This window comes from Marinobacter profundi (genome assembly GCF_002744715.1).
Classification (GTDB): Bacteria; Pseudomonadota; Gammaproteobacteria; order Pseudomonadales; family Oleiphilaceae; genus Marinobacter; species Marinobacter profundi.
This window is the reverse complement of record NZ_KZ319374.1, coordinates 155,745-177,163: the sequence shown is the minus strand read 5'-3', so window position 1 is coordinate 177,163 and position 21,419 is coordinate 155,745. Positions and strand designations below refer to the sequence as shown.

Below are 21,419 nucleotides of genomic sequence, written 5' to 3'. Positions count from 1 at the left end.
ACATGGCCATGCACTTAACAGGATTCACACAAATGCAAGATTCATCATCTAATGTCGGGAGCCCTGACTGGCTGAGCCAGGTTCGCTGGACGGCCGACGGTCTCGTCCCCGCCATCGCCCAGGACGCCGTCACCGGCGAGATCCTGATGATGGCCTGGATGAACCGGGAATCCCTGCAGTTGACCGCAACGGAAGGTCGCGCAGTGTACTGGTCCCGCTCCCGGGGAAAGCTCTGGCGCAAGGGCGAATCCTCCGGCCACCAACAGGTGGTCCGCGAAATCCGCCTGGATTGCGACGAAGATGTGATTCTGCTCAAGGTTGAACAGCAGGGTGGCATTGCCTGCCATACTGGCCGCCGTAGCTGTTTTTACCGCAAACTGGAACAGGGGCAGTGGGTCAGCGTGGACGCAGTGATCAAGGACCCACAGGCCATCTACGGTAACGGCGAAGGAAACAGCAGCCATGAGTGACGTACTGGAACAACTGGGACGGGTCCTGGAAGCCCGCAAACACGCGGACGCCGACAAGTCCTATGTCGCCAGCCTGCACGCCAAGGGTCTGAACAAGATCCTGGAGAAGGTTGGCGAAGAGTGTACCGAGACCATCATTGCCGCCAAGGACGCCGAGCAATCGGGGGAGACCCGGGATGTGGTCTACGAGACAGCCGACCTGTGGTTTCATACCCTGGTAATGCTGTCCCGGCTCGGACTGGAACCAAAAGACGTACTTGACGAACTGGCCAGCCGGTTCAACCTGTCAGGACTGGAAGAAAAAGCATCGCGCGACCAGTAGTCCTCTGCCGGAAGCAATACCCCCTACGGGGGTTTCCGGAAAGCGGGCTGAGTAGCGTACAATCGACTGTGACTGAACATTAAAGACGAGGAACCCCGGCATGGGTATCAGTATCTGGCAACTTCTCATCGTACTCGGCATCGTCGTGCTGTTGTTCGGAACCAAGAAACTCCGCAACATTGGCAGCGACCTTGGCGGCGCCATTCGCGGATTCAAGAAGTCCATGAATGACGACGAAGACAAGGAAGCCAGCAAGGAATCCATCGAAGGCAAGACTGACGCACCGGTTCATCAAACCCGTGCCGAGGAAAAGGCCCAGGACAAATCCCACAGCTGAGACGGGCTGAATGTTTGATATCGGCTTTCTCGAGCTGCTGATCTGCGGCGTCATTGCCCTGTTGGTACTGGGACCGGAGCGTTTGCCCACAGCGGCACGCGCGGCCGGTCGCTGGATCGGCGGTGCCCGCCGCATGGTCAACCAGTTCACGTCGGAGCTGGACCGGCAACTGAAGGCCGAAGAACTCCGCGAACAACTGCGGCAGGCCGGTGACGTGGGCCTGGAAGACGTGGAAAAAACGGTTCGTGGCGCCCTCGACGAGGCGAAGAAGTACGAACACATGATTCTCCCCGACAACCAGACCAGCAAACCGCGCCCCGCCCCGGCTACCCGCCGGGTGGCCGAGCCACCCGGTGAGGCGGCGCCGGGGTCTGCCAGTAGCAGCGCCGGAGAGGCCTCGGATCCGCCTTCATCAAACGCCACAACCGGGGCCTCAGCGTCCCGCCCGACCCAGGACAGCGCGCCGGAATCCCGTTCATGACCAGCAAGCCTGACGGCGACCACAGCCAGCAATCCGCAGCCCAGTCAGAGATGCCGCTGATCGAACACCTGCTTGAACTGCGCAACCGCATGCTCAAGATGGTGCTCGCGGTAGTAATCTGCTTTGCCGTGATTTACCCCTTTGCCAACGAACTCTACCTGTGGCTGTCCCAGCCGCTGCGGGACCTGCTACCCGTTGGCCAGACCATGATTGCCACCGACGTCACCTCGCCGTTCTTTGCACCGCTGAAACTGGCGCTGGTGCTGGCAGTCTTCGCCGCAATTCCGATCATTCTCTACCAGCTCTGGAGCTTTATTGCTCCCGGGCTCTATGCCCATGAAAAGCGATTGGCCTTCCCGCTGCTGTTTACCTCGGTCATCCTGTTCTACCTGGGTGCGGCCTTTGCCTACTACGTGGTGTTCCCGCTGGTGTTCGGGTTCTTTACCGCCATCGGCCCGGAAGGCATCGTGGAACTGCCCGATATCAGCAGTTATCTGAACTTTGTACTGAAGATGTTCTTTGCCTTCGGGGTGGCCTTCGAAATTCCCATTGCCACCATCCTGCTGATCCTTACCGGCGCAACAACTCCGGCAGACCTGGCCGCCAAACGGCCCTACATTGTGGTGGGCTGTTTTATTATCGGCATGCTGCTGACACCGCCCGATGTGATTTCCCAGACCCTGCTGGCACTGCCCATGTGGCTGTTGTTCGAACTGGGCATCGTGTTCGGCCGGCTGGCACAACGCAAACCCGACGAGAGCGGACAGTCCACGGACGTTTCCGGCGAATGAACCTGGCACTGCTGTTCGACGACGATTTCCGCTCGCCGGGGCGGGCAGTGCTGAGCGGCCGACGCCTCGCTCATCTGCATTCCGTGCTGAAAGCCGCAGAAGGCGACCGGATTCCGGTCGGACAGGTCAACGGCCGGATCGGTGAGGGCCACATCCTGCGCCTGGACGATCGCGAGGCAGAACTTGCGGTAACCCTGGACTCGCCACCTCCGCCCCCCCTGCCCCTGACCCTGATCCTGGCCATGCCACGCCCCAAGATGTTCCGTCGGGTTCTGCAGACCTGTGCCAGCCTCGGGGTCAAGGACATCTGGCTGATCAACGCCTACAAAGTGGAGAAAAGCTTCTGGCAGACCCCATGGCTGACGGAAGAGCACCTGCGGGAAAATCTCACGCTCGGCCTGGAGCAGGCCCGTGACACGGCGCTGCCGGCAGTCCATGTCCGCAAGCTGTTCAAGCCCTTCGTGGAGGATGAGTTACCGGGTTTGCTGGCCGGCAAACGCGGCCTGGTTGCCCACCCCGGAACGGCCACCCGTTGCCCGGCCGGACTCGACGAACCGGCCGTACTCTGCATCGGGCCGGAAGGCGGCTTCACGCCCTACGAAGTCACCAAACTGGCGGAAGCCGGTTGCGAGCAGGTCCACCTGGGCAGCCGGATCCTGCGGGTGGAAACCGCGGTTCCGGTTCTGATCAGCCGGCTGTACGACAGCTGCAACTTCTGAGCAGCGGCAAGACGGCCCGCATCAGGCCCGGACACCCTGCCAGACCTTACCACCGACCGTCACCACGGCAACGATGATACCGCCGGCAATCACCCCGAGCAGGCCATCCAGCAGGGTGGGGCCCACTGCGGCGATCACGCCACCAAAACTGTGGGTAAGGTCATGGATGGCCTGATACAGCGGCGGAATGCCGTGCACGAGAATACCACCACCCACCAGGAACATGGCGATGGTGCCCAGCACCGACAGGGCTTTCATCATATACGGCGCCATCACCAGGATACCCCGGCCGAAGGAGCGCTGAAGCTGCGGCCAGCCGCCGTCACCCTCGCGCCGGCTGAGGTACAGGCCACCGTCATCCAGCTTCACAATGCCCGCCACGAGGCCATAGACGCCGACGGTGATCATCAGCGCAACCACCGTCAGCACCAGGAACTGCATACCGATGGACTCACCGGTGACGGTGCCCAGGGTAATGGCAATAATCTCTGCCGACAGGATAAAATCGGTACGGATCGCGCCGCGGATTTTCTCCTTTTCCACCGCTTTCAGGTCAACCTCGGGGTTGGTCAGCGCATCGTGCAACTCCTGCTTGTGCGCCGCATCCTCACCGGCATGCAGCCATTTATGGACCAGTTTCTCGAAGCCTTCATAGCAAAGGAAGGCTCCCCCCAGCATCAGCAGCGGTGTCACCAGCCAGGGTACGAAAAAACTGATGGCCAGCGCCGCCGGCACCAGGATCGCCTTGTTGACAAACGAGCCCTTTGCGACGGCCCACACCACGGGCAGTTCGCGGGCCGGTTTGACCCCGGTTACCTGCTGGGCATTGAGGGCGAGGTCATCCCCCAGTACCCCCGCGGTTTTTTTGGTGGCAACCTTGGTCATCACCGAAACGTCGTCAAGAATGGTGGCAATGTCATCAATCAGGGCGAGTAAGCTGCTTCCTGCCATTTCCGGCGATTCCTTGTGCAATAGTTATCGGTCTAGCGATCCAGCCCCATGGCCTCGGCCGCGATGCGGTTTTTCAGGGGCGCCAGGTTATCAAGCCAGCGCATGCCGGTGTTGCGCAACCAGCGCAGGGGCAACTCGTCGCGGCCAAACAGCTGCTTGAAGCCTTCCATCGCCGCCATCATGGTGAGGTTCTCACCCTTGCGGCGACGCTGGTAACGGGCCAGCACCAGCTCGTCGGCAGGCCCGAGCCCGGTGTCGCGGGCGCGGGCCAGCTCATCCAGCAGCACCCGTACATCGCCGTAACCCAGGTTGGCACCCTGCCCGGCCAGCGGGTGAATGGTGTGGGCGGCGTCGCCCACCAGGGCAAACCCGGGGCGGACATAATCCTTGGCGTGGCGCTGGCGCAACGGAAAGCCATAACGCCGGGAAACCGCCAGCACGGCACCGAGCTGGCGCTCGATGGCCGACTCCAGTTCGGCGACAAAAGCAGCATCCCCCAAAGTCAAAAGCCGGCGCGCCTCAGCGGTGTCCTGGGACCACACAATCGAGCAGAAGTGATCATCACCCGACTCCGCCTGCAGCGGCAGGAACGCCAGCGGCCCGGTCGGGGAAAACCGTTGCCAGGCGGTAAAGCGGTGGGGTTGTGCGGTACGCACCGTACAGACAATCGCCTGCTGGTTGTAATCCCACTCCCGGGTCGGTAATCCGACCCACTGCCGCAGGCGGGAGTTGGCACCATCAGCGGCGACCACCAGACGGGCCGCTACCCTGCTGCCATCCGCCAGGTCAATGCCGCGGGAATCCCCCTGCTCCCACCAGCCACTGACGCTGACGCCGCCGAACACTGCGACGGTACTGCCCTGCAGGGCAAGGAACAATGCCCGCACCACGCTGCGATTCTCGACGATGGTTCCAAGTGCCTGCGCCTGCAACTCGGCAGCCTCAAAGTGGATTCGACCGGTACCATCGCCATCCCACACCGTCATGGCCTGGTAGGGACAGTGGCGCCGGGTTGCCACGTACTGCCAGGCGCCCAGGGATTCGAGCAGACGTTGGCTGGCCACCGAGATGGCACTGACCCGGGGCTCGAAATCGTCGACCGTGGCAGCCGGCGCACCTTCCACCAGTGCGGATTCGGGGTTGCCACTCTCTATCAGGGCGACCTTCCATCCCTGCTGGCCCAGGCCCAGCGCCAGTGCCGACCCGGTCATGCCGCCGCCAACCACCAGAATGTCGAACGGTTGCTGTTCAGTCATGCTCTGCCTGCTCTGTGAAGGTGCTGCCCGGAGGACGAATGCTGGCGCGCCGGCCGCCGGTACCCATGGCCTTGCGGGCGAACCAGCGCTTGGCAGCGGGCAACAGGTCCAGCCCGACCAGACCGGCATCGCGCGCCGCGCCAACCAGGGGCAGTGGCTGGCCGAACAGCTGGATCAGCGAATCGGAAAAGCCGGCGGTCTGCTGCCAGTCACTGCGGTGATGCTGCTGGTAGGCACCCAGGACCGCCAGGTCACCGGGTGAGCGGCCCTGCTCGACGGCCAGACTAAACTGCTCTACCAGCGCCATCAAGCCCCGCAGGGCCAGGTTAAAACCCTGGCCGGCCACCGGATGCAGGGTATGGGCTGCATTACCCACCAACACCACGCCGGGACGCACAGACTCATGCACCGTGGTAAGGGTGAGCGGATAGTGGTGGCAGGTTCCGATGCGGGTAAAGCGGCCGAGACGCCAGCCAAACCGTTCCTGCAGGCGACGACACTTGTCGGCATCGGACATCGCCAGCAGGGCCTCCAGGGCCGCATCATCGAGGGTCCAGACCAGCGCTGCGGTATTACCGGCGCGCAGCGGGTCACCATGGGGCAACAATGCCATAGGCCCGCGATCGGTGAAGCGCTCGAAGGCGGTGAAGTTATGACTGTCGGTGGTCGACACATTGGCAATCAGGGCATGCTGGCCATAGGCCCGGCTCTCGACCCGGAAGCCCAGCTGTTCACGCAGGCCAGAGCGGCCGCCATCCGCCACCACCAGGCAGCGCGCGGACAACTCACGGCGACCCTCGGCAGCATTCAGGACCACAACCACGCCGTCGTCCCGGGGTGTCATGGCGACCACTTCCGCCGGCGCCTGCCAGTTTACACCGGTGGCCAGCAAGGCCCGCATCAGGCAAAGCCCCATCCAGCGGTTATCCGCCACGTAGCCGAGGGCATCCTGGTGATGGTCAGTCGCATGGAGCCGGGTGGCACCGAACCGGCCGCGGTCGGAAACATGGATATGACGGATCGGCGTAGCATGGGCGGCCAGCTCGGACCACAACCCCAGCTCCTCAAAGATTCGCCGCGAGCCCCACGCCAGGGCGGTGGAACGGGCGTCGTAACTGGGCTGGTAGCTGTCCGGCAGGGCATCGGGCGCCAACGGATAGGCCTCCACCACGGTCACTCGCAGTTGCGGCACCATCCGGGCCAGCGCAAGTGCCAGAGTGGCGCCGGCCAGGCCACCACCGGCAATGATAATATCGGTATCGTGGTTGCTCACACTCAGCCAGCCATCAGGGATTCAATATCGTCGACGGTCTTGGGTACCGCGTCGGTCAGCACCCGGCAGCCGTCCTTGGTAACCACCACGTCGTCCTCGATGCGGATTCCGATGCCGCGCCACTTCGGGTCAACCGCGGTATTGTCGGGGGCAACGTAAAGTCCGGGCTCAACGGTCAGCACCATGCCCGGCTCGAGCTGACGCCAGGCGTCGCCGACCTTGTAATCACCGACATCGTGCACGTCCAGCCCGAGCCAGTGGCCGGTGCGGTGCATGAAAAACGGCTTGTAGGCCTCCGCGGCGATGGCATCCTCGACCGTGCCCTGCAGCAGCCCCAGCTCAATCAGGCCCCGGGTCAGCACGGTCAGCGCGGCTTCATGGGGCTGGTTCCAGTGGTTGCCGGGGCGTACCGCATCAATCGCTGCATACTGCGCGGCCAGCACCACCTCGTAGAGTGCCCGCTGTGGCTCACTGAACCGACCGCTGACCGGAAACGTTCGGGTAATGTCCGCGGCATAGCACTCCAGCTCGCAGCCTGCGTCGATCAGCACCAGGTCCCCGTCTTTCAGCGGCGCCGTGTTCTCGATGTAGTGCAGGATACAACCGTTGACACCAGCGCCGACAATCGACGGGTAGGCGGTGGAGCGGGCACCGTGAGCCATGAAGGTGTGGATCAGCTCCGCTTCCAGATGGTACTCGTAACCACCCTTGCGGGCCCGCTTCATGGCGCGGCAATGGGCTTCGGCACTGATCTCTCCAGCTTTTGCCATCACCTTGATTTCATTGGCACTCTTGTACAGGCGCAGATCATGGAGCAGGTGCTCCAGCGCGACGAACTCGCCCGGCGGATGGGCGCCGGTGCGGACCTTGCTGCGGATGACCTTGATCCAGTCCATCACCCGGGTGTCAAAGTTCTGGTCCTTGCCCAGCGGGTAGTAGACCCGGCTGCGGCCCTCGATCATTCCGGGCAGGATGTCGTCAATGTCGGATACCGGGAACGCATCATCGAGGCCAAAGCGCTCGATGGCACCTTCGGGGCCGGCCAGGAAGCCGTCCCACAGTTCTTTCTCCGGGTTCCGCTCCTTGCAGAACAGGACCGACTCGCCGTGCTCCCGTCCCGGAATGAGCACCAGTACGGCTTCCGGCTCACCAAATCCAGTCAGGTACTGGAAGTCGCTGTCCTGGCGGAACGGATGCAGGACATCACGATTACGGACCCGCTCCGGGGCCGCCGGCAGGATGGCAATGCTGTCCGGAGCCATCAGCTCCATCAGCCGGCGCCGGCGCTCGGCGAATTCCTTGACGGGGATGATTGATGCCATAACAACTCCTGCTGATCGGTTAATGCAACGTCTGCGGGCCCGCGGCCGGGGTTTCCGGCGGGTTGAACTCGGTGAACACCGCCAACGCCCCGAGCCTGACATATTCGGTGATTTCCATCAGCTGCTGCTCACTGTCCTCGTCGGCGTCCTCGCCCGCCGATACCTGGCTGATCGCCACCAGATCCTCGATCAGCTCGCGAATCTCTTCCGGAGCCGAGCCGAGCGACTCGCCGGCAACCAGTGCCATACCTTCGAGAAATCCGCGAATCCAGGCAATCAGGGCTTCCAGGCGCTGCTCCATGGTGTAATCGTCATCCGGCAACAGCGGCTGAAAACTCATATCTGAGGCTTTCAGCAAGGCCAGGGTGCCGTCATAGGCCTCCGCCATGAAACCCGCCAACTCGCCGGACTCATCCAGTGCCGACCGCGGCAGGCCCATTTGTTCGGACACCACCCCCAGCCACTCGTCCTTGTCCATACGGGTGCCGGCCGCCAGCCGACCACAGAGCGCACCGTGGAGTTCGGAGGGATGGCTGAATGCCTGGTGGGAGGTAAACAGATTGGCCCAGCGTTCAAATCCCTGAGAATCGGTGGCGTTGGCGTGGTCGCTTACAGACATGAAAGTGCGGTACCTGTGGTTGGGACGGTTATGGTTGAGACGGATTGTCGGAACTAATGGTTGAAACTGAAGCCTCTATCCTAGCACTCACGCCAGCCGAAGGCATCGCTGCAACACGATCCGTGACCTTTGCGGGGTTGATTGTCCCGTCCGGGAAGAATAGATTATGTTATAACATATCAATTCTGGAATCCCGCGATGCACAAGACCACCCGACACCGGACGACCTTGCCATTCCACCGCCCTCGCACGGCCGCACTCGCGCTGGCGGTCTCTGCGGTATCGGCCCTCGCCGGCATGCCCACCGCAGTCGCCGCGGACAACCCCGGCAGCCATCAGCACGGCCAGGCCCTGCTGCAGCTTGCCGTGGACGGCGAGCAGCTGGAGCTGACCCTGGAATCCCCCGCCGCCAACCTGGCCGGCTTCGAACGGGCCGCCCGCAGCGCGGAGGAACGCCAGCAACTCAATGACATCCGCCACTGGCTGACTGCGAATCCCCTGGTTGACACCGTCCCAGCCAGCTGCCGGGTTACCGCAACCGTGTTTGACGAAGAGCCGGAGGCGGGCGCTGATGGCGATCATCACCATGGCGGCGACGAGCACCGGGAAAGCCATAGCGACTATCGCCTGAGCCAGTCCCTGCACTGCCCCGGCGCGACAACGGCGAGCCGGCTCCGCTCAGCGTTACCGGAGCGCTTTCCGGCGCTGGAGCAGCTCCAGGTGCAATGGCTGACCCCGCGGGGCCAGGGCAGCACCGTACTGACGGCAGCGCAAGCGGAGTTCCACACTCAGCCCTGACCGTCAGGGGGCATCACTCCTGGTAGATTTCAACCTTGTCGGCCACCAGCGAGTATGAGGATGAGGCAATATCGTTGTCGGTACGTTCGGTGCGGAGAACACCTTCCACCCAGACCGGGGTGTAAAGGGCATCGATAGTGAAACCGGGCTGGTACTTGACGTGAATGATCTGGTTGGGAGGTGGTGGCGGAACATGGATACAGGCACCGTAGTAGGGCACCAGGAAAAACTCCAGAATTTCCATGTCGTTGGTGGTTTTCAGGGGCACTATAAAACCGGGCACCCGACCGGCAACCCCGTCCATTTCCGGCACCACCCGGCCCGTCATGATCTCGTCCGGCAATGCCGGCGCGCCGTCTCCCTCGTGCTCGATTTCTGGCATACTCTCGAGCAGCTTCAGGTCTTCCGCCGGCATCAGCTCAAGCCAGTCGATTTCCCGGACCGGGTCGGCCGCCGCGACCGCAGCGGCATTCAACCCGGCCAGCCAGAAAACCACAGCCAGTATCGGAGCAAAGCGAGTGTTCAGTAGCATGACACCTTTCCCGTTGAGCAAGACGGCACATCATACAACGGTAACGGGCACGCGGGTATGACCGGACCCGCCCACCTGCCCGGTCAGGCTACCCAATCGACCGCCACCGCACTGCAAAGCAGGAACCTGGGATTTCGCTGGGGCCGGCAACAACCGCTGCTGACCTTCCCGGATCTCCATCTGCAGACCGGCGAACACCTGTTTCTGCATGGCCCGAGCGGCAGTGGCAAAAGCACCCTGCTCAGCTTGCTTGCGGGCCTGCAACAGCCAACCACCGGCGAGCTGATGATGCTCGGCGAGGACGTCAGCCACCGGGCATCCGGTGACCGCGACCGCTTTCGCGCCGATCACCTGGGCGTCATCTTTCAGCAGTTCAACCTGGTGCCCTACCTCACTCCACTGGCCAATGTCCTGCTGCCGACCCGGCTCTCGCCGCTGCGCCGGCAACGGGCGACTCCGACGCCGACCGCCGAGGCGGCATCCTTGCTCGGCGCACTGGCCATTGCGGAAGACCACTGGCAGCGCCCGGTCAGCCAGCTGAGCATCGGCCAGCAGCAGCGGGTGGCGGCAGCACGGGCACTGACCGGCGCCCCGGAAATCATTCTGGCGGACGAACCTACCTCCGCCCTCGATGCCGACAACCGGGACCGCTTCATCGAACTGCTGCTGACCCTGGCGAAAGCACGGCACACCTCGGTGATCTTCGTCAGCCATGATCTCGGGCTGGCCCACCACTTCCATCACCAGGTTTGCCTCGAGGCCCGGACATGAAAGCACGACTGGCACTGACGCTCGCCCTGGCCAGCCTGTGGCACCGTCGTGGCGTCCTGGCCCTGGTCAGCCTGACACTCACCCTCAGCGTGACCCTGCTGCTCGGCGTGCAGTATCTGCGCAGTGATATCAGGCAGGCGTTCACCAGTACCGTCAGTGGCACCGACCTGATCGTGGGCGCCCGCAGCGGACCGATCAACCTGCTGCTGTATTCGGTCTTCCACATCGGCGACGCCACCAACAACATCCGCTGGTCAACTGTCGAGGAACTGGCCCGGGACCCGCGGATTGACTGGCTGGTTCCGCTCTCACTGGGGGACAGTTACGAGGGGTTCCGGGTGGTGGGCACCGACCCGTCCTTTGCCGCGCACTTCCGCTATGGCCGCGACCAGGCCTTGCAACTGGCCGAAGGCCACTGGTTCAGCGATACCTTTGACGTTGTGCTGGGGGCGGAAGTGGCCCGCCGCAAGAACCATCACAGCGGCGACAGCATTGTGCTCGCCCACGGGGGCGGCAGCACCAGCTTCATGAAACACCGGGACTCGCCCTTCCGTGTCAGCGGGGTGCTGGCGGCCACCGGTACGCCGGTCGACCGCGCGGTGTATGTCAGCCTGCAGGGCCTGGAAGCCATCCACGTCGGCTGGGAGTCAGGGGTTGCCCTGCCCGGCCGAACCCTGACCCCGGCACAGGCCCGCCAGCGTGACCTGACGCCGAGCAGCGTAACGGCGGTGCTGGTGGGTGTGGAGCGCAAGGTGCTGACCTTTCAGCTCCAGCGTGCCATCAGCCAGTATCGCGACGAACCCCTCAGCGCCATCCTGCCCGGCATTGCGCTCAGCGAACTGTGGCGACTGCTTGGCCAGTTCGAACGAATCCTGCTGTACATCACCGGCTTCGTGGTCATCACCAGCCTGGTGGGCCTGATGGCGGTCCTGCTGGCGCTCCAGGCCCAGCGCCGCCAGGAGGTTGCCATCCTGCGGGCCACCGGGGCTTCCCCGGGACTGATTGCCAGCCTGTACCTGATCGAGTGCGTGGCGCTGACCCTGGTCGCCTGCGTCCTCGCCCTGGCCCTGGGCGCGGCCGGCCTGACCCTGGTCGGCCCCTGGCTGCTGGACAACTACGGCATCCGCATCGGCCTGCGGCCCCTCGACAGTACCGAATGGCTGATCCTGGCCAGTGTCCCCGCGGCCGGCCTGGCGGTCGCCCTGATTCCGGCCCTGCGGGCCTGGTCCGGCAGCCGGCACCAGGGCCTCGGCGGCTCAGACTAGGCCATGACAGCCCTGTAAATTGACCAACTTAGAGTCCACACTTATAGTTAGTTCCATTCACAACAAACCATGTTGGATCAACCATGGAACAGTCCGAACTGCAGGCATTGGCGGACAAGCTCGACCGGCTGATTGCACGCTGCCACAAACTGGAACAGGAAAACGCCGCCATGCGGGAGTTGCAGGAAGACTGGCAGCGGGAACGGGCCCAGCTGACCCACAAGAATGATCTCGCCAAGAACAAGATCGAGGCGATGATTGGACGCCTGCGGGCACTGGAGCAGCACTGATGTCTCAAAAACCGACAACCGTCGAAGTCCGGATCATGGACAAGGAATACCTGGTGGCCTGCCCGGAGGAGGCCCGTGACGAACTGATCAAGTCAGCCCGCCACCTCGACGTCAAAATGCGGGAGATCCGGGCCAGCGGCAAGGTGTTCGGCACCGAACGCATCGCTGTCATGGCCGCCCTGAACATCACCCACGACCTGCTGGAGCAGAACACCATGTCCGGTGCCGCCAGCAGTCTGCTGAAGGCGATGGACGAAAAACTCGACAGTGCGCTCGGAGACGCCGGCAAGTAACCGCCGCCGCAGGGCAACCGGCCCCGGGAACAAAACGACCGAAGATCATGTTTGCAATTGGCCCCCGTTGTACCCGTATAATGGCATCAACTTCCTGGGCTGTTCGAAGGTCGGGTACGTCCTCGAGCCGATGCGCATTACCCAGGTGGCTACTTCAGGACATTGTGAGCATGTCCCCCGCGGGGGAAAGCCTAATATGTCACAGCGGCCACCGACCTTGAACTCTGGGTTCAAGGGCCACATCCGATCACGGCAGCCCGGGAAGCTTTATTTGAGCCAGTTATCCGCACCAGAACCCTTTGAAGCCCACCCTGACACCAGCAACCGCAGCGAACTGCGCAAGCATCTCCGCCGCCTGCGGCAATCCCTGACCGAACAGCAACAGACGGCGGCCGCCGACAACCTCGCCCGCAACCTGCTCGCCATGGCAGAACTGCACCGGGCCAGACACATTGCGGTCTACCTGCCCAACGATGGCGAGATCGACCCTCACCCCTATATGGCCTTTGCCCGCCGTCGCGGTGTGCATTTTTACCTGCCGGTGTTGCACCCGATCCACCGCGGGCGGATGGTATTCAGCCCCTACCGGGACGAGTCCACCCTCACTACCAACCGGTTCGGTATTCCGGAGCCCGAATTCCACAAGGGCCTGAGACGGCCGGCCTGGGCCCTGGATGCCGTATTGCTGCCACTGGTGGGGTTTGACCTGTCAGGAGGTCGGCTGGGGATGGGAGGGGGATTCTATGACCGGACCTTTGCCTTCAGCCGTCGCCACGCGCGGCTGGCGCCCAGGCTGATTGGCATTGCGCACGACCGCCAACAGGTCAGCCGCCTGCCCGTCGAGCCCTGGGACGTGCCACTCCACGCGGTGGTTACTGAAAAGGCTTGCTACCGGATATAACGACGCTACAACGAAAAACGCCAGGGTTTTCAGTCCCTGGCGTTGATAGCATATCCGTTATCACTGACACTCACCTGCGGCACGGCACCCCGTCGACTGTCTTCAGAGGCCTGCAGGGAAGTAAATCCGGTGATGACAAGTCCGACCGTAAAAATCAGCACTACCGCCCGGATAATGTCAGGCTTACGTCCCATGGTTTGTTGTCCCCGGTTTACGGAGCTCAAAGCTCCGTAAAATCATGCAGCTATTATGGAATTAGAGAATTAGCCGAAAGACTAACACGCAATCCGGAATTTACAATTTTTGACGGGTTAACTTTTGTTAATGCCCGTTACCGGCGCCCAGAAACAGACGGTAGGCTTCGTTGTCAGTCATGTCTTCGTAACGGAATCCCACTTTGTCCAGCATGGTGTGAAAAGCGGCCATTTCGCCATCCTCCACCTGGGCTCCCATCAGCACGCGGCTGTAGGCCGCGCCGTGATTGCGGTAATGGAACATGGAAATGTTCCAGCGGGTACCCAGGGACATCAGGAACTTGAGCAACGCCCCCGGCCGCTCCGGGAACTCGAACTGGAAGACCCGCTCGTTGCTCACCGCCGGTGCGTGGCCACCCACCATGTGACGGATATGCTGCTTGGCCATGTCGCTGTCGGTCAGGTCCACCACGGAGTAGCCCGACTCCCTCAGGTCCTGGACCAGCTCGTCACGACCCAGGCCGCCAGACTGGATCTGGATACCCACAAAGATGACCGCCTGCTCGGTGTCCGCAAAACGGTAGTTGAACTCGGTAATACTGCGCTTGTGCAAGGCGTTGATGAACGTCTTGAACGCGCCCGGGCGCTCGGGGATGGTGACCGCGAGGATTGCTTCCCGCTTCTCGCCGATTTCTGTCCGTTCCGAGATGTAGCGCAACCGGTCGAAGTTCATGTTGGCACCACTGAGCACCCCCGCCAGGTTTTCCCCTTCCAGCTTTTCCCGCTCGATGTATTTCTTGAGCCCGGCCACCGACAGCGCCCCGGCGGGCTCGGCAATGGACCGGGTATCCTCGAAGACATCCTTGATGGCAGCGCAGATCTCGTCGGTGGACACCGTGATTACCTCATCCACCGCATCCTTGCAGATGTTCCAGGGTTCCTCACCGATCTGCTTCACCGCGACCCCGTCGGCAAAAATCCCCACTTCATCGAGAATCACCCGTTCACCGGCCGCCATGGCCGCCTGCAGGCAGTTGGAATCCTCCGGCTCAACGCCGATTACCTTGATCTCCGGGCGCAGGTATTTGATGTAAGCCGCCATGCCGGCGATCAGGCCACCACCGCCGACCGGAATGAACACCGCGTGCAGCGGATGGGTGAACTGCCACATCATCTCCATGGCCACGGTGCCCTGGCCGGCGATCACGTCGGGATCGTCATAGGGCGGAATGTAGGTGTAGCCGTGCTTCGCAATCAGCTCCTGGGCATGGCTGGCCGCTTCGTCAAACGCGTCGCCCCGAAGTACAACCCGGGCGCCGTTGGCCTTGACCGATTTCACCTTGATGTCCGGTGTGGTCTGGGGCATCACGATCACCGCCTTGATGCCCAGCTTCCTGGACGCCAGTGCCACGCCCTGGGCGTGGTTGCCGGCCGAGGCGCAGATCACGCCCTTGGCCTTCTGCTCATCAGACAGCTGGGCAATCCGGTTATAGGCACCGCGAATCTTGAATGAAAATACCGGCTGCAGATCTTCCCGCTTGAGCATAATGTTGTTGCCGAAACGCTTGGACAGGCTGCGGGCTTCGGTCAGCGGGGTCTCGATGGCAACATCGTAGACTCGGGCATCCAGGATTTTCTTGATGTAGCGTTGCGACATAACGTTGAATTCCGTTTTCTGAAAAACAAGCAGATCCCGGACGGGTGACAGCACTTCTGCTGACGCCCCGGGGATAAGATCTGGCTGGGAAACAGACAGTGTAGAAAGTTTGGCGGGGCTTCGTCTATAAGCGAAGACCCTGCGCGGTTATAATAAACCCAAATTCATCGATCGCGCACCCGGAGCCCCCAATGAATCAGGACGAACTCAAGAAAGCCGTTGCCAAGGCCGCACTGGACTACATTGCCCCGCGACTGAGCAGCGACAGCATCATCGGGGTGGGAACCGGAAGCACCGCAAACTTCTTCATCGACATGCTGGCGGACCTCCGCACTGAGTTTGACGGCGCCGTGGCCAGCTCCGAAGCCACCGCCGAACGCCTCAAGGGTCATGGCATTCCGGTCTATGACCTCAACAGCGCGGGCGACATCGAGTTTTACGTAGACGGTGCCGACGAGGCCAACGAGCGACTGGAACTGATCAAGGGGGGCGGCGCCGCGCTGACCCGGGAGAAGATCGTGGCGGCCGTGGCCAGGACCTTCATCTGCATTGCCGACGAGTCCAAACTGGTGGGCGTACTGGGCCAGTTCCCACTGCCGGTGGAAGTCATCCCCATGGCCCGCAGCCACGTCGGCCGGGAAATCGTCAAACTCGGTGGCGACCCGGTGTACCGGGAAGGCGTGGTGACCGACAACGGCAACATCATAATCGACATTCACAACCTCGATATCTCGCGTCCGATCCAGATCGAAGAACAACTCAACCAGATCGTGGGCGTGGTCACCAATGGCCTGTTTGCCCGCCGCCCCGCCGACCTGTTGCTGTTGGGCACCAAGGACGGCGTCAAAAGCATAGCCCGCAAGGGTATCTGAGCCCGGCGACCGCCAGTTGCATCACAGCCCGACCTGGTCGGGCTTTTTCTTGCCCCCAATTTTTGCCCCCCTCAATTCCTGCCCTAAAGAGCAAACCAAGCGCTTGCTTGGCTAACCAAAATCGGCAACACTGCAGTCACCGAAAAGTCCTTCAGGGAGAGCGCAAGGTGACCAGTTATTTCAACGAAACCCACGAGCAGGCACGCTTGAGTGCCCGCAAATTCATCCAGGCCCACGTCCTGCCCCACATCGACGACTGGGAAGAAGCCGGCGAGTTTCCCCGCGAGCTGTACCTGAAAGCGGGCGAGGCCGGTTTGCTGGGCATCGGTTTTCCCGAGGCCCTCGGCGGCACCGGTGAAGGTGACATCTTCCTGAAAGTGGCGGTATCCGAAGAACTCATGCGCTCAACCTCCGGCGGCCTGGTTGCCAGCCTCGGCTCCCTCGACATCGGCCTGCCACCGGTCGCGAAATGGGCCCGCAAGGAAATCCGCGAGCAGATCGTGCCACCGGTCCTGCGGGGGGAAAAAATTGCCGCCCTGGCGGTCACCGAACCTGGCGGCGGCTCTGACGTCGCCAACCTGAAAACCCGTGCAGTACGAGACGGTGACCACTACATCGTCAACGGCAGCAAAACCTTCATCACCAGCGGTATCCGCGCCGATCACTACACCGTTGCGGTGCGCACCGGCGGCGCCGGCCATGGCGGCGTCAGCCTGCTATTGATTGACCGCGATACCCCCGGTTTCAGCACCGGCAAGAAGCTGAAAAAAATGGGCTGGTGGGCCAGTGATACCGCCGAGCTCTTCTTCGAGGACTGCCGGGTACCGGCAGACCGCCTGATCGGCGCCGAAAACGCCGGTTTCATCGCCATCATGAGCAACTTCCTGGCGGAGCGGCTGAGCCTGTCCATCATGGCCTACATGACTGCCCAGCTGGCCTACGAAGCGGCCCTGGAGTACGCCGGGCAGCGCCAGGCCTTCGGCCGCAGCATCGCCAGCTTCCAGGTTACCCGCCATAAGCTGGTGGACATGGCCACCCAAATTGACGTCGCCCGGGAATACACCTATCGCTGCGCCGCGCTGATGCAGGCCGGCAAAAATCCGGTCAAACAGGTGGCCATGGCGAAAAACTTCGCTGTGGAGGTCTGCGAAAGCGTTACCCGCGAAGCGGTACAACTGTTTGGCGGCATGGGCTATATGCGGGAATCGGTGGTGGAGCGGCTGTATCGGGACGCCAAGATCCTGTCGATCGGCGGTGGCACCACGGAGATCATGAAGGAACTGATTGCCAAGCAGATCAAATTGTAGAGAGCGACCAACGTTTAGTTTCGATCCTGCGCAGAGTTCCGTATAATTGGCGCCCAATTTTTAACCGCTGTGCGTTCACCCAAGCGCCAGCGCAGTCAAACCGACAACGCCGTTTTCAAACGCAACTTCAGGAAGGATCGCTCATGAACTTTGATCAAATCCCGGCTGGCAAGAACCCGCCCGAAGACATCTATGTCGCCATCGAAATCCCGGCCAACAGTGCCCCGGTCAAGTACGAACTGGACAAAGACATGGGCGCCCTGCTGGTAGACCGCTTCATGGCCACCCCGATGTTCTATCCCGCCAACTACGGCTTCATCCCGCACACCCTGGCCGACGACGGCGACCCCATCGACGTTCTGGTGGTTACACCTTACCCGGTGCAGGCCGGCTCGGTAATCCGCTGCCGCCCGGTTGGCGTGCTCAACATGGAAGACGAAGCAGGCGGTGATGCCAAGCTGCTGGCGGTACCCCACGACAAGCTGACCACGACTTACCACAACGTCAAGGACATCGAAGATCTGCCCGAACTGCTGCGCGACCAGATCAAGCACTTCTTCGAAAACTACAAGACCCTGGAGCCCGGCAAGTGGGTGAAAGTCCAGGGCTGGGGCGATGCTGCCGAGGCCAAGAAAGCGATCGAAGCTGCCGTCAACGCCTACAAGGGCGACTGATCAGCCGCACGTTAGCGAATGAATGCAGAAAAGCCGGGCTGAGTGCCCGGCTTTTTTGTATCCAGCTCAGTTGCTTCCTGACCCGTTACTTACAACCCAAGTACTTCCAACCCGCGTTGTCTGCCAAGGCGCTCCCGGTCAGCCGCGGGACAGCAGGTCACGCATGTCGCTGATCGCTGCACTGGCGCGGGACAGGTAGGCCGCCATTGTCAGGGAATGGTTGGCGAGAACACCGAAGCCACTGCCATTGAGAATGACCGGGCTCCACATTTCACCCTGGCTCCCTTCGAGCTCGATGATGATCTGTTTGACACTGGCGAGGGCGTTCTTGTCCGCCAGCACTTTGCGGAAATCCACTTCAATGGCGCGGAAGATGTGCAACAGTGCCCAGGCCGTGCCCCGCGCTTCATAGAAGGCATCGTCAATCCTGGTCCAGGGTGTCTTGATCTCACCGGCCTCGCCGTCTTGCGCCAGAGGATCCGTATTATCAAGCGCGGACACCGCATCGGACACCGAGGTTTTGCCGACGCTTTCCCCGAGCACCCGCGACAGGCTGCCCAGCCGGGTCTCCAGGTCTGCCAGCCAGTTACTCAGGTTGTCCGCACGGGCGAAAAACTGCGCATCCGGCTGCCCTGGCCGCGACAATCGGTCGAGATAACGATACAGGGCCTGAACGCCACGGCGGTATTCCGCCTCGGTGGACGGGATAGCCCAGCTTTCGCTGTCAAAGTGAAACTGAGGCTCGGCCACGGTCAGGTCCGGGTCTTCCGAGGACTGGCTCTGGGAACGGCTGATGTCCTTGCGCATTGCCCGCGACAGGTCCCGCAACTGCACCAGCACGCCGTATTCCCAGCTCGGCATGTTGTCGAGCCAGAGACCGGGCGGGAACATGTCGTTGGACAGGTAGCCGCCGGGCTTGTCGAGCAGGGTTTCGGCAATCCGGATCATCGTCAGGGTGGTCGCGAATCCGGTAACCGGCTCCCGCCCCATGTCGCTGGCAACCGTCCGGGTATGCTCGCGCACCGGGAAGGTCTCCGGCTCGCTGCTCCAGAAGATGCCAACCACCATCGCGATCAGCAGATACACCACAACCAGCGCGAGAATGAACTTGCCAACGACGCTGCCGCCGGAATAATCCCTGATATCATCCCGGCGATCCCTGAAATACTGCTTGACTCGATTCACCATAGAATCCTGTTCCCGTCGTCTGTGATTACAATCTGGCAACGATGACGGAATCCCTCCGCCAGTTCAATGCCCCTCTGGTCGTGCTGGCAGCATCAGGGCGCGCCAGTCTCGGCCTCCGACGGCCGGCCAAGGTGGTAGCCCATGGCGCCATCGACTCCCAGCTCACGCAGCACCTGCCACTCATCCGCGGTTTCCACACCAGTGACAAACACCTGCACACCGCGACTGTGGGCAATTCCCACCACCTGACCGAGGTAAAACCGGTTATCCTCATGGCTGTCGATGTTATGGATGAAGCTGTGGTCGATACGTAGCCCGCGGACCGGCAGATTCCTCAGGTAACTGAACGGCACGCCGCCAACCCCGAACCGGTCGATGATTACCGGCACACCCAGCCGCTCCAGGGCCCGTACCAGCAGCCCCACCTCGGTACGATGGTGGTTGATGGTCTGCTCGGAAATACCGGTCCACAGGCGGTGGCGACAATGACCCGCCGCGTCAAGGTCAGCAAGAAACTGCTGCCGGAACTCGCTGCTGGCCACCGAGCCCGAGCCAAGCGACAGTGCCAGGCTGAGGTCGGGCTCCCTGGCCAGCCACGCCAGGGCCTTGCGAGCCGCCTGCTGATCCACCCCGGCGATCATCCCGAAGCGTTCGGCCATCGGGACGAAGATGCCCGCCTTGATCCAGCCGCCGTCATTACGGATTCGCGAGAATACCTGCCGGTACAGCTCGCGACCATCGGCCGCCGCGATCATCGGCTGTTGCCAGAGGAACACTTCGTGACGGTCCAGTGCCCCACTGATCAGACCGCGCCAGGTTTCGATACCGAAGTGGCCGGCCTGGGCCGGATCGGCACCATGACAACCGGAACCGCCGCCGGCCTGGGCCTGGCGCAAGGCCTCATCGGCCGCGGCCAGCAATCCCCGGGCATCCATGCCCTCGGCAGTCCCGGCCACCCCGGCATGGACCGCCACGTCTAGAGATACCGCGGCATCACTGTAGATACCGTCGAGCTCCTCCACCAACCGGCGGACCCAGACCAGCGCGTCGGGCAACACGACACCGGGCATGAATACGACAAATTCCGCGCCCAGACGGCGACCGGCAAAGCTGCCGGCATGGCCATCGACAAACGCCTGCAACCTGCCGGCCAGCTGTTTCAGCAACCGGTCCGCCGCGTCCCGGCCAAAGCTCTGGTTAAATGCGGCAAACCCTGCAAGCTGGATCAGCACCAGCGTTCCCGGCGCCGCACGCTCCTCGGTCTCCACCTCAACCCGCATCCGCTGGTCGAACGCCCGATGGCTGGCCAGCCCGGTAACACTGTCCTCATTATTGAGCCGCCGCAGGTGGTGAATCAGTTTTACCTGGCCTTCAAACAACTGGCCAAGGTCATCCGCCATCTGGTTCATCGCTCCGCTCACCCGGTTCAGGTCGCGGGTGCCAACGGCACGGATGCGCCGGCGGAAGTCACGCCGGCCGATCGCCTCGGCCTGGGCCTCCATCTCCCGCAACGGCCGCAGCGTCCGGGTTACCAGGCCCAGCAGGATCAACAGCGCCAGCCCGCCAATCAGCGCCGTACCCGCCAACAGCGTCACCGATGCCCGCCACAGGTCCCGGTAGGCCCGCCCCGGATGGCTCACCACCACCACCCGGCCAAGCCGGCTCCAGCCTCGCACCACCTCCGCCTCGCCGGTGCCCCGGGGCAGGTCCGCAAGCGCAATGAACCAGCGCGGTACTCCGATGCTGTGCAGTGCCTGGAGGCGTCCGGCAACCTGGCCACCGGCGTTGTTGTAATACACCACAGAGAGGTAACGGCCACTGTCGAATACTGCGTCGATCAACGACGACGCCGCAACCGGGTCCCGGCCATCAATGGCATTGGACAGGGACAGACCCACCGCGGTGGCGCCATCCTGGGCGTGACCCTCCAGCTGACTGGCCACGTAGTCACGAAAACGGTAGAAGCTCACCGACAGACTGGCGACCAGCAACGCCAGCACCAGAATGCCGGTAAACAGCAGCAACACCCCCCGCAAGGACATGACACCTCGCTGCTGCTTGTTCGCCACTGGCGGCTGGCTCCATGCCATACGGATTCCACTCCGGCCGGTATCGGCCTGTATCGCAGTTAACGGG

25 protein-coding genes and 1 other RNA gene are annotated in these 21,419 nt (G+C 62.4%); 16 read left to right on the top strand and 10 right to left on the bottom strand.

Going from position 1 to position 21,419, the window contains the following annotated elements:
- Nucleotides 1-32 precede the first annotated feature (32 nt).
- The 6 genes from hisI to CLH61_RS15015 all read left to right on the top strand — a co-directional run bounded on the left by hisI (nucleotide 33) and on the right by CLH61_RS15015 (nucleotide 3,120).
- A complete protein-coding gene (gene hisI, locus CLH61_RS15040; protein WP_099615579.1) occupies nucleotides 33-470 on the top strand; it encodes a phosphoribosyl-AMP cyclohydrolase in 438 nt (145 codons plus the stop codon).
- The gene (locus CLH61_RS15035; protein WP_099615578.1) at nucleotides 463-792 is read left to right on the top strand and encodes a phosphoribosyl-ATP diphosphatase; all 330 of its coding nucleotides are present in this window, start codon (nucleotides 463-465) and stop codon (nucleotides 790-792) included. Before hisI ends, CLH61_RS15035 begins: the two co-directional genes overlap by 8 nt.
- Before the next feature lie 100 nt (nucleotides 793-892).
- Nucleotides 893-1,129: a Sec-independent protein translocase subunit TatA gene (gene tatA, locus CLH61_RS15030; RefSeq protein ID WP_099615577.1), complete on the top strand. Its 237-nt coding sequence runs from the start codon at nucleotides 893-895 to the stop codon at nucleotides 1,127-1,129.
- Nucleotides 1,130-1,139: 10 nt separating this feature from the next.
- Nucleotides 1,140-1,610 carry a Sec-independent protein translocase protein TatB gene (tatB, locus tag CLH61_RS15025; protein WP_099615576.1) on the top strand — a complete coding sequence of 157 codons (471 nt, stop codon included), beginning with the start codon at nucleotides 1,140-1,142 and terminating at the stop codon, nucleotides 1,608-1,610.
- Complete coding sequence (gene tatC, locus CLH61_RS15020) at nucleotides 1,607-2,401, top strand: twin-arginine translocase subunit TatC (protein WP_099615575.1); 795 nt, start codon at nucleotides 1,607-1,609, stop codon at nucleotides 2,399-2,401. Before tatB ends, tatC begins: the two co-directional genes overlap by 4 nt.
- On the top strand, nucleotides 2,398-3,120 hold the full coding sequence (locus CLH61_RS15015) for a 16S rRNA (uracil(1498)-N(3))-methyltransferase (protein WP_099615574.1): 723 nt from the start codon (nucleotides 2,398-2,400) through the stop codon (nucleotides 3,118-3,120). Before tatC ends, CLH61_RS15015 begins: the two co-directional genes overlap by 4 nt.
- A gap of 21 nt (nucleotides 3,121-3,141) precedes the next feature.
- On the opposite strand, the gene CLH61_RS15010 is transcribed toward CLH61_RS15015, so the two are convergent.
- The 5 genes from CLH61_RS15010 to CLH61_RS14990 are packed head-to-tail and all read right to left on the bottom strand — an operon-like array spanning nucleotide 3,142 to nucleotide 8,541.
- A complete protein-coding gene (locus tag CLH61_RS15010; protein ID WP_099615573.1) occupies nucleotides 3,142-4,071 on the bottom strand; it encodes a DUF808 domain-containing protein in 930 nt (309 codons plus the stop codon).
- 32 nt (nucleotides 4,072-4,103) lie between these two features.
- Nucleotides 4,104-5,327, bottom strand: coding sequence for an FAD-dependent monooxygenase (locus CLH61_RS15005; protein ID WP_099615572.1), 1,224 nt, complete (start codon nucleotides 5,325-5,327; stop codon nucleotides 4,104-4,106).
- On the bottom strand, nucleotides 5,320-6,606 hold the full coding sequence (ubiH, locus tag CLH61_RS15000; RefSeq protein ID WP_407657595.1) for a 2-octaprenyl-6-methoxyphenyl hydroxylase: 1,287 nt from the start codon (nucleotides 6,604-6,606) through the stop codon (nucleotides 5,320-5,322). The genes CLH61_RS15005 and ubiH overlap by 8 nt, the downstream gene beginning before the upstream one ends.
- On the bottom strand, nucleotides 6,603-7,922 hold the full coding sequence (gene pepP, locus CLH61_RS14995) for a Xaa-Pro aminopeptidase (protein WP_099615570.1): 1,320 nt from the start codon (nucleotides 7,920-7,922) through the stop codon (nucleotides 6,603-6,605). The genes ubiH and pepP overlap by 4 nt, the downstream gene beginning before the upstream one ends.
- 19 nt (nucleotides 7,923-7,941) lie before the next feature.
- Nucleotides 7,942-8,541 (bottom strand): UPF0149 family protein, encoded by a 600-nt coding sequence (locus CLH61_RS14990; RefSeq protein WP_099615569.1) that lies wholly within the window; start codon nucleotides 8,539-8,541, stop codon nucleotides 7,942-7,944.
- A gap of 198 nt (nucleotides 8,542-8,739) precedes the next feature.
- Between CLH61_RS14990 and CLH61_RS14985 the strand changes: the two genes are divergently transcribed.
- Nucleotides 8,740-9,339: a ZrgA family zinc uptake protein gene (locus CLH61_RS14985; RefSeq protein WP_099615568.1), complete on the top strand. Its 600-nt coding sequence runs from the start codon at nucleotides 8,740-8,742 to the stop codon at nucleotides 9,337-9,339.
- Between the two features lie 13 nt (nucleotides 9,340-9,352).
- On the opposite strand, the gene CLH61_RS14980 is transcribed toward CLH61_RS14985, so the two are convergent.
- The gene (locus tag CLH61_RS14980) at nucleotides 9,353-9,871 is read right to left on the bottom strand and encodes a DUF3299 domain-containing protein (RefSeq protein WP_099615567.1); all 519 of its coding nucleotides are present in this window, start codon (nucleotides 9,869-9,871) and stop codon (nucleotides 9,353-9,355) included.
- Between the two features lie 57 nt (nucleotides 9,872-9,928).
- Here CLH61_RS14980 and CLH61_RS14975 point away from each other — a divergent pair, with 57 nt between their 5' ends.
- The 6 genes from CLH61_RS14975 to CLH61_RS14950 all read left to right on the top strand — a co-directional run bounded on the left by CLH61_RS14975 (nucleotide 9,929) and on the right by CLH61_RS14950 (nucleotide 13,391).
- A complete protein-coding gene (locus tag CLH61_RS14975) occupies nucleotides 9,929-10,642 on the top strand; it encodes an ABC transporter ATP-binding protein (protein ID WP_099615566.1) in 714 nt (237 codons plus the stop codon).
- Nucleotides 10,639-11,907 (top strand): ABC transporter permease, encoded by a 1,269-nt coding sequence (locus CLH61_RS14970; RefSeq protein WP_099615565.1) that lies wholly within the window; start codon nucleotides 10,639-10,641, stop codon nucleotides 11,905-11,907. The genes CLH61_RS14975 and CLH61_RS14970 overlap by 4 nt, the downstream gene beginning before the upstream one ends.
- An 83-nt stretch (nucleotides 11,908-11,990) precedes the next feature.
- Nucleotides 11,991-12,197 (top strand): TIGR02449 family protein, encoded by a 207-nt coding sequence (locus tag CLH61_RS14965; protein WP_099615564.1) that lies wholly within the window; start codon nucleotides 11,991-11,993, stop codon nucleotides 12,195-12,197.
- On the top strand, nucleotides 12,197-12,490 hold the full coding sequence (locus tag CLH61_RS14960; protein WP_099615563.1) for a cell division protein ZapA: 294 nt from the start codon (nucleotides 12,197-12,199) through the stop codon (nucleotides 12,488-12,490). Before CLH61_RS14965 ends, CLH61_RS14960 begins: the two co-directional genes overlap by 1 nt.
- Nucleotides 12,491-12,578: 88 nt before the next feature.
- A non-coding RNA gene (gene ssrS / locus CLH61_RS14955) (6S RNA) lies at nucleotides 12,579-12,758 on the top strand.
- A gap of 3 nt (nucleotides 12,759-12,761) precedes the next feature.
- Nucleotides 12,762-13,391, top strand: coding sequence for a 5-formyltetrahydrofolate cyclo-ligase (locus tag CLH61_RS14950; protein WP_099615629.1), 630 nt, complete (start codon nucleotides 12,762-12,764; stop codon nucleotides 13,389-13,391).
- A 29-nt stretch (nucleotides 13,392-13,420) separates the two neighbouring features.
- Here CLH61_RS14950 and CLH61_RS18465 read toward each other — a convergent pair whose 3' ends face one another.
- On the bottom strand, nucleotides 13,421-13,585 hold the full coding sequence (locus CLH61_RS18465; RefSeq protein WP_170003757.1) for a hypothetical protein: 165 nt from the start codon (nucleotides 13,583-13,585) through the stop codon (nucleotides 13,421-13,423).
- Between the two features lie 127 nt (nucleotides 13,586-13,712).
- Complete coding sequence (ilvA, locus tag CLH61_RS14945; protein WP_099615562.1) at nucleotides 13,713-15,242, bottom strand: threonine ammonia-lyase, biosynthetic; 1,530 nt, start codon at nucleotides 15,240-15,242, stop codon at nucleotides 13,713-13,715.
- A gap of 191 nt (nucleotides 15,243-15,433) precedes the next feature.
- On the opposite strand from ilvA, the gene rpiA reads away from it, so the two are divergent.
- The 3 genes from rpiA (at nucleotide 15,434) to ppa (ending at nucleotide 18,095) form a co-directional block, all read left to right on the top strand.
- On the top strand, nucleotides 15,434-16,114 hold the full coding sequence (gene rpiA / locus CLH61_RS14940; protein WP_099615561.1) for a ribose-5-phosphate isomerase RpiA: 681 nt from the start codon (nucleotides 15,434-15,436) through the stop codon (nucleotides 16,112-16,114).
- Between the two features lie 167 nt (nucleotides 16,115-16,281).
- Nucleotides 16,282-17,421 carry an acyl-CoA dehydrogenase family protein gene (locus CLH61_RS14935; protein ID WP_099615560.1) on the top strand — a complete coding sequence of 380 codons (1,140 nt, stop codon included), beginning with the start codon at nucleotides 16,282-16,284 and terminating at the stop codon, nucleotides 17,419-17,421.
- Nucleotides 17,422-17,564: 143 nt separating this feature from the next.
- Entirely contained in the window at nucleotides 17,565-18,095 is a 531-nt protein-coding gene (gene ppa / locus CLH61_RS14930; protein ID WP_099615559.1) for an inorganic diphosphatase, read from the top strand.
- Between the two features lie 138 nt (nucleotides 18,096-18,233).
- Here ppa and CLH61_RS14925 read toward each other — a convergent pair whose 3' ends face one another.
- Together CLH61_RS14925 and CLH61_RS14920 are read right to left on the bottom strand one after the other, a co-directional pair.
- On the bottom strand, nucleotides 18,234-19,283 hold the full coding sequence (locus CLH61_RS14925) for a DUF2333 family protein (RefSeq protein WP_099615558.1): 1,050 nt from the start codon (nucleotides 19,281-19,283) through the stop codon (nucleotides 18,234-18,236).
- Nucleotides 19,284-19,375: 92 nt separating this feature from the next.
- Nucleotides 19,376-21,373, bottom strand: a complete 1,998-nt coding sequence (locus CLH61_RS14920; RefSeq protein WP_099615557.1) for a bifunctional diguanylate cyclase/phosphodiesterase — start codon at nucleotides 21,371-21,373, stop codon at nucleotides 19,376-19,378.
- Nucleotides 21,374-21,419 lie beyond the last annotated feature (46 nt).

Excerpts from the sequence above, each read along its gene's own strand:
- ilvA (WP_099615562.1), bottom strand. The coding sequence starts at position 15,242 with ATGTCGCAACGCTACATCAAGAAAATCCTGGATGCCCGAGTCTACGAT.
- CLH61_RS18465 (WP_170003757.1), bottom strand. The coding sequence starts at position 13,585 with ATGGGACGTAAGCCTGACATTATCCGGGCGGTAGTGCTGATTTTTACG.
- CLH61_RS15035 (WP_099615578.1), top strand. The coding sequence starts at position 463 with ATGAGTGACGTACTGGAACAACTGGGACGGGTCCTGGAAGCCCGCAAA.
- CLH61_RS15010 (WP_099615573.1), bottom strand. The coding sequence starts at position 4,071 with ATGGCAGGAAGCAGCTTACTCGCCCTGATTGATGACATTGCCACCATT.
- hisI (WP_099615579.1), top strand. The coding sequence starts at position 33 with ATGCAAGATTCATCATCTAATGTCGGGAGCCCTGACTGGCTGAGCCAG.
- tatB (WP_099615576.1), top strand. The coding sequence starts at position 1,140 with ATGTTTGATATCGGCTTTCTCGAGCTGCTGATCTGCGGCGTCATTGCC.
- pepP (WP_099615570.1), bottom strand. The coding sequence starts at position 7,922 with ATGGCATCAATCATCCCCGTCAAGGAATTCGCCGAGCGCCGGCGCCGG.
- CLH61_RS14925 (WP_099615558.1), bottom strand. The coding sequence starts at position 19,283 with ATGGTGAATCGAGTCAAGCAGTATTTCAGGGATCGCCGGGATGATATC.
- CLH61_RS14965 (WP_099615564.1), top strand. The coding sequence starts at position 11,991 with ATGGAACAGTCCGAACTGCAGGCATTGGCGGACAAGCTCGACCGGCTG.
- tatA (WP_099615577.1), top strand. The coding sequence starts at position 893 with ATGGGTATCAGTATCTGGCAACTTCTCATCGTACTCGGCATCGTCGTG.
- CLH61_RS14920 (WP_099615557.1), bottom strand. The coding sequence starts at position 21,373 with ATGGCATGGAGCCAGCCGCCAGTGGCGAACAAGCAGCAGCGAGGTGTC.
- CLH61_RS15005 (WP_099615572.1), bottom strand. The coding sequence starts at position 5,327 with ATGACTGAACAGCAACCGTTCGACATTCTGGTGGTTGGCGGCGGCATG.
- CLH61_RS14985 (WP_099615568.1), top strand. The coding sequence starts at position 8,740 with ATGCACAAGACCACCCGACACCGGACGACCTTGCCATTCCACCGCCCT.
- CLH61_RS14990 (WP_099615569.1), bottom strand. The coding sequence starts at position 8,541 with ATGTCTGTAAGCGACCACGCCAACGCCACCGATTCTCAGGGATTTGAA.
- CLH61_RS14975 (WP_099615566.1), top strand. The coding sequence starts at position 9,929 with ATGACCGGACCCGCCCACCTGCCCGGTCAGGCTACCCAATCGACCGCC.
- CLH61_RS14970 (WP_099615565.1), top strand. The coding sequence starts at position 10,639 with ATGAAAGCACGACTGGCACTGACGCTCGCCCTGGCCAGCCTGTGGCAC.
- tatC (WP_099615575.1), top strand. The coding sequence starts at position 1,607 with ATGACCAGCAAGCCTGACGGCGACCACAGCCAGCAATCCGCAGCCCAG.
- rpiA (WP_099615561.1), top strand. The coding sequence starts at position 15,434 with ATGAATCAGGACGAACTCAAGAAAGCCGTTGCCAAGGCCGCACTGGAC.
- ppa (WP_099615559.1), top strand. The coding sequence starts at position 17,565 with ATGAACTTTGATCAAATCCCGGCTGGCAAGAACCCGCCCGAAGACATC.
- CLH61_RS14960 (WP_099615563.1), top strand. The coding sequence starts at position 12,197 with ATGTCTCAAAAACCGACAACCGTCGAAGTCCGGATCATGGACAAGGAA.
- CLH61_RS14980 (WP_099615567.1), bottom strand. The coding sequence starts at position 9,871 with ATGCTACTGAACACTCGCTTTGCTCCGATACTGGCTGTGGTTTTCTGG.
- CLH61_RS15015 (WP_099615574.1), top strand. The coding sequence starts at position 2,398 with ATGAACCTGGCACTGCTGTTCGACGACGATTTCCGCTCGCCGGGGCGG.